Here is a 13,668-nt window from a genome sequence, read left to right as displayed (position 1 = left end):
AGCCTCGAAGACGGACGCGGACGGAGTCGCCCCGCACAATGGACATCGGACCTGTGATCGCCAAGCGCTACCGGATCAAACGGGAGATCGGCTCCGGCGGCATGGGGGTCGTCTGGCTCGCCCACGACGAACACCTCGGCCGCGACGTCGCGCTCAAGACCTTGAACACGCCCCCTGGCCTGACTCAGGACCAGCGCGCCCGGGACGCCGAACGCTTCCGACGCGAGGCCCGCGCCGCCGCGCGCCTCGACCACACGGGCATCGCGACCGTCTACGACCTCGGCGAGGAACGCGGCACACGATTTCTGGTCATGCAGTACGTGACCGGCATCGACCTTGAGGACCGAATCGCCGAGCAGGAACGACTGAGCATCGAGGAAGCCGCTTCGGTTGGGGTGCAGATCGCCTCTGTCCTCGGCTCCGTACACGCTCGCGACGTGGTCCACCGCGACCTCAAGGGCCGCAACGTCATCATCCGCACCGACGGCGTGGTCAAGGTCCTCGACTTCGGCGTCGCCGCTTTCCTGGAACCCGGCACCGCCAAGCTGACCACCACAGGCGAGCGGCCGGGCAGCCTGGAATGCATGGCACCCGAACAGATCCTGGGCAAACCGGTCGACCACCGCACCGACCTGTACGCGCTCGGCTGCCTGCTCCACAAGATGCTCACCGGCGAACCCGTCTTCGAGCACCGCTCGGAACTCATGCTCCCCGGCCTGATCCTCGACCACCCGCCGAGCCCTCTAAGCGACCTGCGTCCCAACATCCCCGCAGACCTTGAAACCCTCGTGCTCGAGCTCCTCTCCAAGGCACCGAACGACCGCCCGGCCCACGCCGGCGAGGTCTGGCGGCGGCTTGCCACCTGGCTCCCCGAACGCGGCGACCCGGCAGCCGCACTCACCCCCTGGTCCGAGGTCGACCCACTGCGCCCCTTCCGGCACCCGATGGGGCCGGACGCACGTCCGGTCCGCTCATGGGCAAGACCTTCACGACCGGGGCGGCCGGGTTGATACCTGCACCCACCACCTGTGCACGGGCGAGGGGGAGGCTTCACGCTACAGCCAGAAGCCCACAGCAGCGACGGAGCTGCGGGCGAGGGTAAGGAATCTCATCAGCGCCAGATTGACTCTGTGACACAATTATCGTGTCATGGAGTCATGCTGTACGTAACGCCCTCCCTGGACTCCGACAACCGCCGCGCTCTCGACGAGATCGAGAGTATGCGCCGCTCCCTGCGCCACATGCTCCGCGCCACCCCGCGCTGGACCCGTCAGCTGCGCCGCAATCTCACCGCCCGCGCCATCGCCGGATCGAACACCATCGAGGGGTACGCGGCGACGGTCGATGACGTGGAAGCCCTCATGTCGGGTGAGGAACCGCTGGAGACCGGGGAGAAGACGCGTGCCGAGCTGGAGGGCTACCAGCGCGGCATGACCTACATCCAGGCCCTCGCCGACGTCGGAGACGACTTCCGCTACGACGCCGGCCTGCTCAATGGCCTGCACTTCATGCTCCAGGGCCACCACCTCGACAAACGCCCCGGCCGCTGGCGCGACGGGCCCGTCTACGTCACCAGCCCCGACGACCCCATGGTCCCCGCCTACACCGCACCGGACCAGGCGGACGTGCCCGCCCTCATGGCGGAGTTCATCGAGTGGCTCAACGAGGGCGACCTCGACGCACCCGTCCACGTCCGCGCGTCCATGGCCCACCTCAACCTCGTCAAGATCCATCCGTGGAAGGACGGCAACGGGCGCATGTCGCGGGCCCTGTCCACGCTCGTGTTCTCCCGCGAGGCTCTGATGCCGCCCGAGTTCTCCTCCATCGAGGAATGGCTCGGCCGGGGACAGAACACCTACGCCTACTACCAGATCTTGGAGGATGTGGGCGGACCGCACTGGAGCCCCGAGCGGGATACTCGCCCCTGGATCCGGTTCTGCCTGACCGCCCACCATCGCCAGGCCCAGCAGGCCCAGCGCCGCTTCGATGTCATGTCGCGGGCCTGGACCCGTCTGGTCGAAGGTGTCGAGGCCGCCGGTCTGGACGAGCGGGTGGTCTATGCCCTGCTGCCCGCGTTCTCGGACGCGAAGGTGCGCCGCACCGTCTACCAGCAGGACGCCGACCTCAGCGACCAGCAAGCCATCCGCGACATCCGGGAGCTCGTGGCCCGCGGCTGGCTCGTTCCCCACGGCAAGGCCCGCGCCCGCTACTACGCCCCCGGCCCCCTCATGGACCCAGTCCGGGACGAGGTCCGCCAGTCCATGGAGCCGTACACGGACCCCTACCGGCGCGAGCGGTGACCCCCACCGGCGATCACACGATCAAGGTGACCGAGACATCCGGCATCTCGTCGAGTCGCTGCCGCAGATCCTGCTCTTGACCACTGATGCACTGCGCGTACGTGGCGAACAGCATGGCAACGCTGGTGCCGGCCCACTCTGCCACCTGAGCAGGCGGGATGCCGTTGTTCAGCCACATCGTCAGCCTGGTGTGCCGAAGGTCGTATACGCGTTGTCCTGTCGGCGACGCGTATACGTGGGGTGACAGGGTTGCCCTGCGGGCGTGGTCCCACATACGGCGGTAGACGGAACCGGCGAGAACTCCGCCGCGTTCCCCGGGAACGAGTCGATCGCCGGGGCGCAGGCTCGCCTCCTGGACACGCGCCCGCAAGAGGGTGGACAGGGTCGGAGGGCACGGCACTATGCGCGTTTCACCCTCTGCTCTGGCTTTCAGACGTCGCCGATCGTGCCGGGTTCCGCTGTCGGTCCACGTGCGCCCGATCTCGGGCTCGGCGGTGTGCACCACGATGTCGGCCCACCGCCCTACCCCCGATGCAGGCAGGACTAGGTCCGAGACGCGCAGCGCGACCGCTTCTTCCGGACGTAGCCCCGTGAAGTACAACGTGGCGAAAAATGCCTGCAGTCTTCGCCCGCTGCGCGGCCTGCCGCGGATCCAGCCGAGCAGCTGCGCAGCCTGCCGCTCGTTCAGCAGACGGCGTCGGTCGATCGCACTGGCAGACCGCTGCGTGGGGTTTCGCGACTCGGGAACAGGGTCGGACGGCAGAATGCCGCGGACGATCGCATACCTCATCAGCAGATGCAGGACTCGTCGATGTCGCTTCACGGACGAAGCGGCCGCCCGTCTCCCGTCCAGCAGCGTTCCCAGTACCAGCAGCACGTCCTGGACGGTGAGCGGATCGGTCCAGGCGTCCATGGTCGGAGTGTGCCGTCGCACCCAGCCGAGTACGGCGGCCACGTCATCCGGGGCATCGTCGCGGCGGTTGGTGTTGAAAGCCCAATCGCTCAGGGCCGTACGGACCCGGCGGGAGGGGACGCCCGGTGGGTCCCGGTCCATCAGCGCGGTGGTGACGATCATCAGCGTGCGCGCCGTGTTCTTCCGGTGATTCGCCGACACGCGCGGCCACTGGGCGTCCGTGAACTGGACGGCGAAGTCGTACCACCCGACCGAGGAAGCTTTCGGCTCATGCCGGTCCGGCAGGCCGGTCGACATGTTGAACGGCTCTCCGGCGTGCGTCGCGGTCACCAGCTCCGCTCGGAAACCGTCGGCCAGCGCGAACGTCTGGAACGTCTTGCGATGACGCTTTCCACCGACGGACCAGCGGACCCCGTAGGACTCGCGCAGCTTCCCGGAGCCCCGCTCGATCTGCCAGACCCTGACATCAAAGGTGGTATCCATGGTCGGCACCTCGATCAGGTCTCGCCCGTGGCGACCCTCGTCAAGGAAGCGGGTCCTTGAATCGCTACGGACTCTCCCTCCATGGTCCCACCACCAGTCGGCGGGCAAGATCGTCCCACATGCGTCCCCCAAAACGGCTGACGATGCGTCACTGCGCTATAAAATGCCAGGTCAGAGCGGTAGAGATAACGTTGGAATAAGTGTCTTCTAAGCGCTTGGCCGCAGGTTCGAGTCCTGCCGGGGGCGCAGCGACCGCACGACCGTGAGGCCCTCCGCACCGGGGGGCCTTTTCGCTGGTCGGGGCAGGGTAGCGGGGAGCGGTGTAGTGGCGGCGTAAGAGCGGGTCGGCGCGCGGCCCGGGGCGGCCGTCGGTGTGCGGCCCGGGGCGCCGTGGATCTGCGCGTATCCAGGCAAAAGGCCATTCCGGTTGAGGAGTGGGCACATGCCGGATCATTCTTGCGGGCATGACCCCGCACTTCCCCGCCCTTGATGCGTCCGGCCCGCGCGATTACGCCTTCGACTGGGCGCTGGTGGACGTGGAGACGTCCGGGCTCGTCGCGCGGCGGGACCGGGTGCTGTCGGTGGCGGTGGTGACCATCGGTCCGGACGGGGAGCAGACCGGGGAGTTCTCGACCCTGCTGAATCCGGGGTGCGACCCCGGTCCGGTGCGGGTGCACGGCCTGACCGCCGAGCGGCTGCTGGGGGCGCCGACCTTCGAGCAGGTCGCGGGGCGGATCGGGGCGCTGCTCCAGGACCGGGTCCTGGTGGCCCACAACGCCCAGTTCGACTACGACTTCCTGGCCCACGAGTTCGCGCGGGCCCGGCTGTATCTGCCGGTCGCCCAGCGGCTGTGCACCCTCGCCCTCAACCGGCAGGTGGACCCGCCCGCCGAGGACCTGAAGCTGGGCACTCTGGCGGCGCACTACGGCGTGCCGCAGCAGCGGGCACACGACGCGCTGGACGACACCCGCGTGCTGGCCGGGATCCTGCGTGCGACGCTGCGAGAGGCCGCGCGGCTCGATCTGCCGCTGCCGTTGGTGGCGTGCCCGCCGCGCCAGGACGCGCAGTTCGCACCGCAGCCGCCGAAGACCCCGTGCGCGTACCGCAATCCGGGGCGGGCGGAGGCGGGCGGTCCGCTCGTGCAGGGGATGAAGGTCGCCATCACCGGGGAAACGGCGACCTCGCGCGCCGAGCTGGTGGCGCGGTCTGTCGCGGCGGGGCTGAACGTGATGTCGTCGGTCAGCCGCCACACCAGCGCGCTGGTCACCAACGAGGCGGGGTCGGGGTCCGCGAAGGCCCGGCGGGCGGCGGCGGAGGGCGTGCCGGTGGTCGATGAGCACACCTTCCTGAAGCTGCTCGCCGACGTACGACCCGGGACGCCGCACCGGGCGGCGGGGGTGGCGGGGACGGTGGAGGCGGTGGGGGCTGCTGCGGTGGGGGCGCCGGAGGCTGTCGCACCGGAGGCGGCCGGGGGGATCGGAGCGGTGCCCGAAGCGACCGTTCCCGCGCCTGTGCCGGCTGCGCCCGTGGCTCCCCGCGCCATCTTCGTACCGGAAGCGGACGTCCCCGTTCCCCGTCGGCCGACGGCGGCTCCGGCAGACCGTCCCCTGGCCGGGCGGCGCGTCCTCGTTCTCGGTGGCACGCACCCCGCCGCTGCCGCCGCGCGCACCCGGGTCGTCGAGCTGGGCGGCTCGGCCGCCGTCAACCTCTCGCGCAGTGTCACCGATGCCGTCCTCCTGCCGGGGGGCGAGGCCGATCGCCGGATACGGCGGATCACGGAGCTGGGGCTTCCCGTGCACGACGAACACTGGCTGACCGCGCCTGAAGCCGCCCCGGCCGGGGCCGGTACCAACCCCCGGGCGACCCGGCCGTCACCTCCGGAGCCGGAAGCGGACTGTCCCCGTACGCCTCTCGTCCTGCCGCGCGGCGGAGTCGTGGACCTGCCCGTGCACCGGGCGGCTCCGGCGCCCCCGTGGCACATCACCGCGGCCTGGGCGCCGCAGGACGGGTGCGAGATCGACGTCGTCGCGTTCGTGCTCGACGAGGACGAACAGGTGACCTTCGACCAGGACTTCGTCTTCTACGGTGCCCCCGAGAACCCCGCGGGCACCGTGCGCCTCCTCACCGACGGCCCGGCCGAACAGACTGTCGCCGTCGACCTCGCCTCCCTCCCGCCCGCCTGCCGCAAGGTCGCCGTCGCGGCCGCGATCGACGGGGAGACGACCTTCGGGAGCGTCGGCGCGGTCCAGGTCACCGCCGTCCCCGGCACCGGTGCCGCACCCCTGGCCCGGGCCACCCTCGACGCGGCCACCACGGAACGCACCCTGCTCCTCGCCGAGTTCTACCGCCGTGGGCCGGTCTGGCGCTTCCGTGCCGTCGGTCAGGGGTACGACCACGGGCTCGCGACCCTGGCACGCGGTTACGGCGTCGACATCGCCGACTGAGCCGGGCACCACCACCCGGGCCACCCCCACCCCGGGCGCCTCCACTCCGGCCGCCGCTCCCCCGGCCGCCGTCGGCACAGCACCCCCGCCCCGGTAACTCCGGCCCCGCCCGCCCCCTGCGCCTCCCTAAGCGGAATCCGTTGCGCAAGGGTGGCAGACCGACGAAACGTTCGGTACGGAACGACGTTCAGGACGGCTCAAGAGCGGGCAAATCGATCCTGTACGGCCCGAGGCGGAATCCCGCCGCAGGGCGCTCCCCACTCCTCCGCAAACCCGTTCGGGCGAGCGCAACTTCGTTGTGCCGTCCGGCCGCCGCCCCTGCCCTTCACTCGCCGAACACCCCTGCGAACCCACGCACCACCTGGAAAGGAGCGCCACGATGGCGACGCCGCTGTCCGCCGACAAGCTGCTCAAAGCCCTCCGCGACGAAGGCCTCCACGTCGTCGAGCACCGGAGCTGGCGCACGAACAACCGGAATCACAAGGGGGCCTGGGGCCCGACGCACGGCGTCATGATCCATCACACCGTCACCTCGGGCACCGCCTCCTCCGTCGAGCTCTGCTACAACGGCCACTCCGCCCTCCCCGGCCCCCTCTGCCACGGCGTGATCGCCAAGGACGGGACCGTCCACCTCGTGGGCAACGGGCGGGCCAACCACGCCGGGCTCGGCGACGACGACGTCCTGCGCGCCGTGATCGCGGAGAAGGCCCTGCCCCCGGACAACGAGGCCAACACCGACGGCAACCGGTACTTCTACGGCTTCGAGTGCGTCAACCTCGGCGACGGGAAGGACCCGTGGCCGGCGGCCCAGCTGCTCGCCATCGAACGGGCCGCCGCGGCCGTCTGCCGGGCGCACCGCTGGTCGGAGCGGTCGGTCATCGGGCACCTGGAGTGGCAGCCGGGCAAGGTCGATCCGCGCGGCTTCACCATGAACTCGATGCGCACCAGGATCGGCAAGCGGCTGGGCGGCGCGCCGGACGGGCCCTCCAAACCTCCCCCGAAACCGACGTACGAGCCCTTCCCCGGCGCGTCCTTCTTCAAGGCGGGCCGCAACAGCCCCATCGTCACGGCGATGGGCAGGCGGCTGGTGGCCGAGGGCTGCGGCCGGTACACCGTGGGCCCCGGACCGGCCTGGTCCACCGCGGACCGGAACTCGTACGCGGCCTGGCAGCGCAAGCTGGGCTACACGGGCACCGACGCGGACGGCATCCCGGGCAAGACCAGCTGGGACCGGCTCAAGGTGCCCAACGTGTGAGGCATCAGGACCGTCCGGGACCTCAGATGGCGAGGGCCGCGGCGCCGCCGTCCCACAGCGCGATGGCCAGCAGCAGGCACGCCACCAGCGTGAACGCGGTGCGGATCTGGTGGAGGGTGTTCCACCGGGACTCGAAGGCCGTACGGGCGGCGCTGTCGTCGCCGCCCTCCGACTTCGCGAGCGCGTTGTTGAGCGGGATGTTCCCGGCGATCGTGACCAGGTGCCCGGCAACCACGCAGACCAGCGCCCCCACGATCGCGGGGATCTCCACGGAGTCGTACTCGCCGATTCCGGTGAAGAGCGCGGCGGCGGGCAGGGCGACCACGCCGAGGAAGAGGACGAGGAAGGCGGGGCCGGGGACCTTCTCGTTGAAACGGCGCATCACCGCGGTGAACTGCTCGTCCGGCAGCCCGGCGAGACCGGGCATGATCGCGATCAGGAACGTCAGCATGATGCCCGCGTAGAGGCAGTTGGCGACCAGGGAGAGCACCAGGAACAGGGAGATCATGGCGCACATCATGACCCGGAACGGCCGTTCGCACAGACACATTTCGGATGTCTGTGCGAAGGGCCGTTCCTGACAAGGCCGTCTCGGCCTCGAACGGCCCGCCCGGTTCAGCCGATCTCCCCCTCGGCCGCCTCTCCCCCGTCGTCCGGCACCTCCACCCCGTGGATCTCGCTCGCCTGCCCGATCGCCGTCGCCAGCTTCCGTACGGAACTGTCCTCGGTCTCCTCCGCCAACCGCGAAGCACGGGAGGCGAGTTCCCCGAGGGTCGGCGTGCCGGGCAGGTCGCCGCCGCGCAGAGTGTCCGCGAAGTAGGCTGCCACGGCGGCCACCTGGAGGTGGCGCGACTCACCGCCCCACAGCTTGCCCCCGATCGCCCCGGTCCGGACCGAGCCGCTCTTCTCGTGCGCCTCGCGGGACTTGGGGTCGAGCCAGCGTACGGTCGCCCTGGCCACCTCTCCCGAAGCGCCTTCGCGCAGCCGTACGGCATAGAGCGCGGTCACCGTGTGGCCGGGGCCGACCTCGCCGCCGTCCACGCTGTCGTCCCGGAAGTCCTCGTCGGCGACCTTGCGGTTCTCGTAGCCGATCAGCCGGAACTGCTTCACGGTCTTCCGGTCGAACGCCACCTGCGCCTTGGCGTCCCGCGCGCGGAGTTCGAGGTGGGCGGGGAGCTGGTCGACGAAGACCTTGCGGGCCTGCTCCTCGTCGCCGACGTACGTGGTGTGGCCGTCGCCCCGGTTGGTGAGGCGCTCCATGAACGCGTCGCCGTACTCGCTGCCGACGCCGACCCCGAAGAGCGTGATGCCGTACTCGCGGCGCGCGGAGTCGATCTTCTCCAGGATGTTGTCGGCGCTGGTGTCACCGGTGTTGGCGAGGGCGTCGGAGAGCAGCACCACCCGGTTGGTGACGCCCTTGCGGTGGCCCTTGACGGACTCCTCGTAACCGCGGGTGATCCCCGCCTCGACGTTGGTGGACTGCGCGGCCCGCATCTCCTCCACCGCCTCCCGGATCCTGTTCCGGTTGCCCTGGACGCGGGTCATCGGGAGCCGGGTCTCGGCCTCGTCGCTGAAGGTGACCAGGGAGACGGAGTCGTCGTCGCGCAGTTCGTCGGTGAGGAGGTTCAGGGACTTCCTGACCAGTTCCAGACGGCCGGGCGCGGACATGGAGCCGGAGATGTCGACGACGAACGTCAGGGCGGCGGGCGGCCGTTCGCTGCTCGGCGGGGCGACCTTGGTGGCGAGTCCGACGCGCAGCAGCGACCATCCGGAGGCCCCGGAGCCCGCGCCTCCGCCGCTCCCGGGGCCGATCCGCGCCCCGTCGACCGTGACGGAGAAACCGTTGCCCTTGGGGCGCTCGTACCCCTGCTTGAAGCTGTTGACGAACTCCTCGGGGCGGATGTCCGCCGCGTTCGGCAGCCTGCCGTCACCGAGGGTGCGGCGCGCGTATCCGTAGCTGGCGGTGTCCACGTCCAGGGCGAAGGTGGAGAGGTAGTCGGGGACGGCGACGGTGTCCGGCTCGGCGGCATCGCCGCCATCCCCGTCCCCGCCGTTCTTCCCGCTCTCCCCGTTCTTCCCGGACTGCCTTCCCGGCCCCGGCCCCGGTGCGGGCTGCGTGCCGTCGTACGTGCCCTGCGGCGCACGCGCGCCGGAGCGCGGGTCCGGGACGGCGTCGTCCGCCCCGGTGCCCGTTCCGGAGCACGCGGTGAGCAGCATCCCGCCCGCGAGCAGAAGCGCCGCCGCCCGGCCCCGTGCCCGTACCCCCGCTGTTCGCCTGTCGCTTCGCTGATGCATCCGTATCCCCCACGTCGTCACGGTGCCGTGTCCTGTCTCCGACACCTGTGAATGTGACGTACGGGGCCGCCCACCGGAGTCGACGAAAGCGTTGCGGAACCATCTCGATGCGGCAACAGGGGCCGGGCGGAACGGACCGATGGGCGGCGAAACCCCGGAACATCAGCTTCAGGACACGATGTCCTTACGACTGAACCCTCGGAAGGCCAGAGCGAACAGGATCAGGGCGTACGTCACCGAGATCGCCGCCCCCTTGATCATGCCGCCCCACTCCAGCTCCGGCTGGAGCGCGTCGGCCCAGGCGAACTGCCAGTGCGCGGGCAGGAACTCGCGCCAGGAGCCGAGCGCCGTGACGGCGTCGAGCACATTGCCCACGATGGTGAGGCCCACCGCGCCGCCGACCGCGCCGAGCGGGGCGTCCGTCTTCGTCGAGAGCCAGAACGCCAGTCCGGCGGTGACGAGCTGGGAGACGAAGATGAACGCGACGACGAGCGCGAGGCGGGGCACGGTGTCCCCGGCGGCCAGCGCTCCCCCGGTGGGCAGCTTCAGCGGCCCCCACCCGTAGGCCGCCGTCCCCGCCGCCAGCGCGACCAGCGGCAGCAGCACCATCGCGGCGAGGCTGAAGCCGAGCGCGACGACGAGCTTGGACCACAGCAGCCGGATCCGGGGCACGGGCGCGGCGAGCAGATAGCGCAGCGAGGACCAGCTCGCCTCGGAGGCCACGGTGTCCCCGCAGAACAGGGCGACCGGGATCACCAGCAGGAAGCCGGCCGAGACGAACAGGGAGGTGGCGGCGAAGTTCGCGGCGGACTCGGTCGCCACGTCCATCAGGTTGATCCGGTTGCCGCCCCGGCGCCCGCCGCCGTCCTCGCCGTCCGGCGAGCCGCCGATCGCGAAGGCGACGATCAGGATGAAGGGGAGGGCCGTGAGGATCCCGCCCATGAGGAGCGTGCGGCGTCGGCGCAGTTGCCGCATGGCCTCGACGCGGAGGGGAAGCGTGTACCGGGCCCGGTAGCCGGGGGCCTCCGGGTGCTCGGTCCCGGGGTGTCCGGCCGTCCCGCGGGCCTCGGGGGGCTGGGTGGGGGCGCTCATGCTGCTCCTCCGGAGATCAGGGTGAGGAAGGCGTCCTCCAGGCGGCGGTGCGGTCCGACCCCGGTGACCGGGACGTCGAGCCGGACGAGGTCGGTGACGAGGCGTGCGGTGGTGGCCCCGTCGAGGCGGACGAGGAGGCCGCGCCCGTCGTCGGTGCGGACGGCGGAGCCGATTCCGGGCAGGGCGGCGACCTTCTCGGCCAGCGGCTCGGACACCTCCTCCGCCGTGGTCACCAGGATCATGTCGCCGGAACCGGTGATCTCGGCGACCGGACCGGCCTGGACGAGCCGGCCCCGGTCCATGACGACCAGGTGGGTGCAGGACTGCTCGACCTCGGAGAGGAGGTGGCTGGAGACGATGACGGTCCGGCCCCCGGCCGCGTAACGGATCATCACGTCACGCATCTCGCGGATCTGCGGCGGGTCCAGCCCGTTGGTCGGCTCGTCGAGGATGAGCAGGTCCGGCATGCCGAGCATGGCCTGCGCGATGGCGAGCCGCTGCCGCATGCCCTGGGAGTACGTCCGCACCGCACGGGCGAGCGCGTCCCCGAGGCCCGCGATCTCCAGGGCCTCCTCGATGTGCGCGTCCTCGGCGGGGCGGCCGGTGGCCTGCCAGTACAGGTCCAGGTTGGCGCGCCCGGAGAGGTGCGGCAGGAAGCCCGCCCCTTCGACGAACGCCCCCACCCGGGACAGCACCGGGGCGCCCGGGCGGATGGCCTGCCCGAAGACCCGGATCTCGCCCTCGTCGGGGGTGATGAGCCCCATGAGCATGCGCAGGGTGGTGGTCTTGCCCGCGCCGTTGGGGCCGAGCAGCCCGAGGACCTGCCCCTTCTCGACGCGGAAGGAGAGGTCGCGCACGGCGTACCGGTCGACGGACTTCGCGTACTTCTTCGAGAGCCCGGTGATCTGGAGCGGTACGTCGGTGAGTTCGGGGTCCGGTGCCGGGGTCGCGGTGCGGCGGCGGGCCGTGAGCAGCAGACCGGCCGCGATGACGAGGGCGGCGGCCGGGAGGCCCCAGGTCCACCAGGGGAGGGTGGCCGCCGCGGTCTTCACACCGGGGGCGGTGGGGACGGTCAGGGGTCCGTCGGCGGTCACGGTGTACGTGGCGGGCTCGGCCGGGGACGCGTACCCGAGGTCGGTCGCGGAGAACACGAGCCGCATCCGGTGCCCGGCGTCGAACTCGTGGTCCACGGCGGGCAGCGCCAGCTCGACCGGCTTGCCCTGCTGGTCGGGGGTGATCCGGTAGGGCGCGACGAGCTGGGACGGGAGCACCTGCTGCCTGCCGTCCGGAGACACGTCGTACACCTTGCCGAAGAGCACCGCGTCACGGCCCTCCGTCGCCTTGACGTTCACGCGGACGGTGGGGGTGCCGGTGACGTGTACGGAGGTGGCCAGCGGGGCCGACTCGAAGCGCGCGAACTGTCCGGGGAAGTCGAGCGAGAGCCCGACGCCGAGCGAGGAGAGCTGGGAGAGCCCGCCGCCGACGCCGGGGACGGCGGAGATGGCGGGGGGCGCGGCGCCGGCGGGGTTGCGGAAGGTCTCGGTGGAGGCGGAGGCGGCGGTTCCGTCGGACGGGGCGGACGCTCCGGTTCCGCTGGAGTCGCGGGAGGTGCCGGTTCCGGCGGACGGGGCGGTTCCGGCGGGTGTTCCGGTTCCGCCGGTTCCGGCCGTCGCACCAGCTCCACCGCTCGTACCACCGCCCGCGCGCAGCGGAATCTCCCGGCCGCCGCTGCGCAGCCCCGGGTAGGTGTCGCTGGTCGCGCCGCGCTTCATGGCGGCGCCGTCGGTGGAGTCGAAGCCTCCGGTACGGGTGACGCGGAAGGCGGGTCCGGTGTCGGTACCGGTCTCCTCCTTCAGGTAGCGGTCGAACCAGGAGCCGACGCGCCCTTCGACGCGCGCGGTCTCGTTGTCGCCGCCGTCGTGCCCGCCCGAGATCCAGTCGACGGAGACGGGTGCGCCGTTGGCGCTGATCGCCTTCTGCATGGCGTCGGCGTGGCCGAGCGGGAAGAGGGAGTCGGACTGCCCCTGGAGCAGGAGCGAAGGGACCTTGATGCGGTCCGCAACGGCGGAGGGGGAGCGCTCGGTGAGCAGGTCGATCGCGGCGGCGTCGGGCTTACCGCTGACGGCGACGCGCTCGTACATCGCGCAGAGCTGCTTCTCGAACCTCTCGCAGCCGCCGCCGGAGGTGATGAAGATCCCGGCCCAGAGCTTCTTGAAGACGCCGTCGGGGAAGAGGGCGTCGGCGAGGTTCCAGTAGGTGATCACGGGTGCGATGGCGTCGACGCGCCGGTCGTGCCCGGCGGCGAGCAGGGAGACGGCCCCGCCGTAGGAGGCACCGGTGAGGCCGACCCGGGGGTCGCCCTTCCCGTCCAGCTCGACCTCCGGCCGCTCCGCCAGCCAGTCGATGAGCCGGGAGACGTCCTTGACCTCGCCCGCCGGGTCGTTGAGGGAGATCTTCCCGCCGGACCTGCCGAAGCCGCGCGCGGACCAGGTCAGCACCGCGTACCCGTCGGCCGCCAGCTTCTCCGCCTGGGCCCGCACATCGTTCTTGCTGCCGCCGAAGCCGTGCCCGATGAGCACGGCGGGCCGCTTTCCGGAACCGCCGGAGGTGAAGAACGAGGTGTCGATCGGCACCCCGTCCATCCGCAGCATCCGGTCCTCGCGCTGCACGGCGGGCGGGCCGTCGTCGGCGACGGCGGTCCAGGTGCCACCGCCCACGAGTACGGCGAGCGCGGCGACGGCCGCGGCCCACCGGCCAGGTGTACGGGGCAGCAGGCGCCGCCATCGAGCAGTAGGGGTCTCCATCCCTCGACCCTAAACGGAGGATGCCACCGCCCGAAGTGCCGTCAGGGGGAGCCGGGCGGCCTCCCTGAGAGGTACGGTGCCC

General features: G+C 71.3%; 9 protein-coding genes. 4 read left to right on the top strand and 5 right to left on the bottom strand.

Annotated features, from left to right (window positions below):
* The first annotated feature begins 38 nt into the window (after positions 1-38).
* Together ACFW9Z_RS31275 and ACFW9Z_RS31270 are read left to right on the top strand one after the other, a co-directional pair.
* Positions 39-1,010 carry a serine/threonine-protein kinase gene (locus ACFW9Z_RS31275; protein WP_384646008.1) on the top strand — a complete coding sequence of 324 codons (972 nt, stop codon included), beginning with the start codon at positions 39-41 and terminating at the stop codon, positions 1,008-1,010.
* A 147-nt stretch (positions 1,011-1,157) separates the two neighbouring features.
* Positions 1,158-2,300 (top strand): Fic family protein, encoded by a 1,143-nt coding sequence (locus ACFW9Z_RS31270; RefSeq protein ID WP_384646007.1) that lies wholly within the window; start codon positions 1,158-1,160, stop codon positions 2,298-2,300.
* Between the two features lie 13 nt (positions 2,301-2,313).
* Here the strand turns inward: ACFW9Z_RS31270 and ACFW9Z_RS31265 are convergent, their stop codons facing one another.
* Complete coding sequence (locus ACFW9Z_RS31265) at positions 2,314-3,696, bottom strand: tyrosine-type recombinase/integrase (RefSeq protein WP_384646006.1); 1,383 nt, start codon at positions 3,694-3,696, stop codon at positions 2,314-2,316.
* A gap of 464 nt (positions 3,697-4,160) precedes the next feature.
* Between ACFW9Z_RS31265 and ACFW9Z_RS31260 the strand changes: the two genes are divergently transcribed.
* Together ACFW9Z_RS31260 and ACFW9Z_RS31255 are read left to right on the top strand one after the other, a co-directional pair.
* A complete protein-coding gene (locus ACFW9Z_RS31260; protein ID WP_384646005.1) occupies positions 4,161-6,140 on the top strand; it encodes a TerD family protein in 1,980 nt (659 codons plus the stop codon).
* Positions 6,141-6,519: 379 nt separating this feature from the next.
* Entirely contained in the window at positions 6,520-7,395 is an 876-nt protein-coding gene (locus ACFW9Z_RS31255) for a peptidoglycan-binding protein (RefSeq protein WP_384646003.1), read from the top strand.
* Positions 7,396-7,417: 22 nt separating this feature from the next.
* Here the strand turns inward: ACFW9Z_RS31255 and ACFW9Z_RS31250 are convergent, their stop codons facing one another.
* The 4 genes from ACFW9Z_RS31250 to ACFW9Z_RS31235 form a co-directional block, all read right to left on the bottom strand.
* Positions 7,418-7,915 carry a DUF1772 domain-containing protein gene (locus tag ACFW9Z_RS31250; protein ID WP_384646059.1) on the bottom strand — a complete coding sequence of 166 codons (498 nt, stop codon included), beginning with the start codon at positions 7,913-7,915 and terminating at the stop codon, positions 7,418-7,420.
* 95 nt (positions 7,916-8,010) lie between these two features.
* Positions 8,011-9,690, bottom strand: a complete 1,680-nt coding sequence (locus tag ACFW9Z_RS31245) for a von Willebrand factor type A domain-containing protein (protein WP_384646002.1) — start codon at positions 9,688-9,690, stop codon at positions 8,011-8,013.
* A gap of 168 nt (positions 9,691-9,858) precedes the next feature.
* Positions 9,859-10,782 (bottom strand): ABC transporter permease, encoded by a 924-nt coding sequence (locus ACFW9Z_RS31240; RefSeq protein WP_384646001.1) that lies wholly within the window; start codon positions 10,780-10,782, stop codon positions 9,859-9,861.
* Positions 10,779-13,586, bottom strand: coding sequence for an alpha/beta fold hydrolase (locus ACFW9Z_RS31235; RefSeq protein ID WP_384646000.1), 2,808 nt, complete (start codon positions 13,584-13,586; stop codon positions 10,779-10,781). The genes ACFW9Z_RS31240 and ACFW9Z_RS31235 overlap by 4 nt, the downstream gene beginning before the upstream one ends.
* Positions 13,587-13,668 lie beyond the last annotated feature (82 nt).

Origin of the sequence: Streptomyces sp. NPDC059452 (assembly GCF_042750035.1) — a bacterium.
Taxonomy (GTDB): Bacteria; Actinomycetota; Actinomycetes; order Streptomycetales; family Streptomycetaceae; genus Streptomyces.
This window is presented reverse-complemented; position numbering and strand designations above follow the sequence as displayed.

Excerpts from the sequence above, each read along its gene's own strand:
- ACFW9Z_RS31240 (WP_384646001.1), bottom strand. The coding sequence starts at position 10,782 with ATGAGCGCCCCCACCCAGCCCCCCGAGGCCCGCGGGACGGCCGGACAC.
- ACFW9Z_RS31250 (WP_384646059.1), bottom strand. The coding sequence starts at position 7,915 with ATGATGTGCGCCATGATCTCCCTGTTCCTGGTGCTCTCCCTGGTCGCC.
- ACFW9Z_RS31275 (WP_384646008.1), top strand. The coding sequence starts at position 39 with ATGGACATCGGACCTGTGATCGCCAAGCGCTACCGGATCAAACGGGAG.
- ACFW9Z_RS31235 (WP_384646000.1), bottom strand. The coding sequence starts at position 13,586 with ATGGAGACCCCTACTGCTCGATGGCGGCGCCTGCTGCCCCGTACACCT.
- ACFW9Z_RS31260 (WP_384646005.1), top strand. The coding sequence starts at position 4,161 with ATGACCCCGCACTTCCCCGCCCTTGATGCGTCCGGCCCGCGCGATTAC.
- ACFW9Z_RS31270 (WP_384646007.1), top strand. The coding sequence starts at position 1,158 with ATGCTGTACGTAACGCCCTCCCTGGACTCCGACAACCGCCGCGCTCTC.
- ACFW9Z_RS31265 (WP_384646006.1), bottom strand. The coding sequence starts at position 3,696 with ATGGATACCACCTTTGATGTCAGGGTCTGGCAGATCGAGCGGGGCTCC.
- ACFW9Z_RS31245 (WP_384646002.1), bottom strand. The coding sequence starts at position 9,690 with ATGCATCAGCGAAGCGACAGGCGAACAGCGGGGGTACGGGCACGGGGC.
- ACFW9Z_RS31255 (WP_384646003.1), top strand. The coding sequence starts at position 6,520 with ATGGCGACGCCGCTGTCCGCCGACAAGCTGCTCAAAGCCCTCCGCGAC.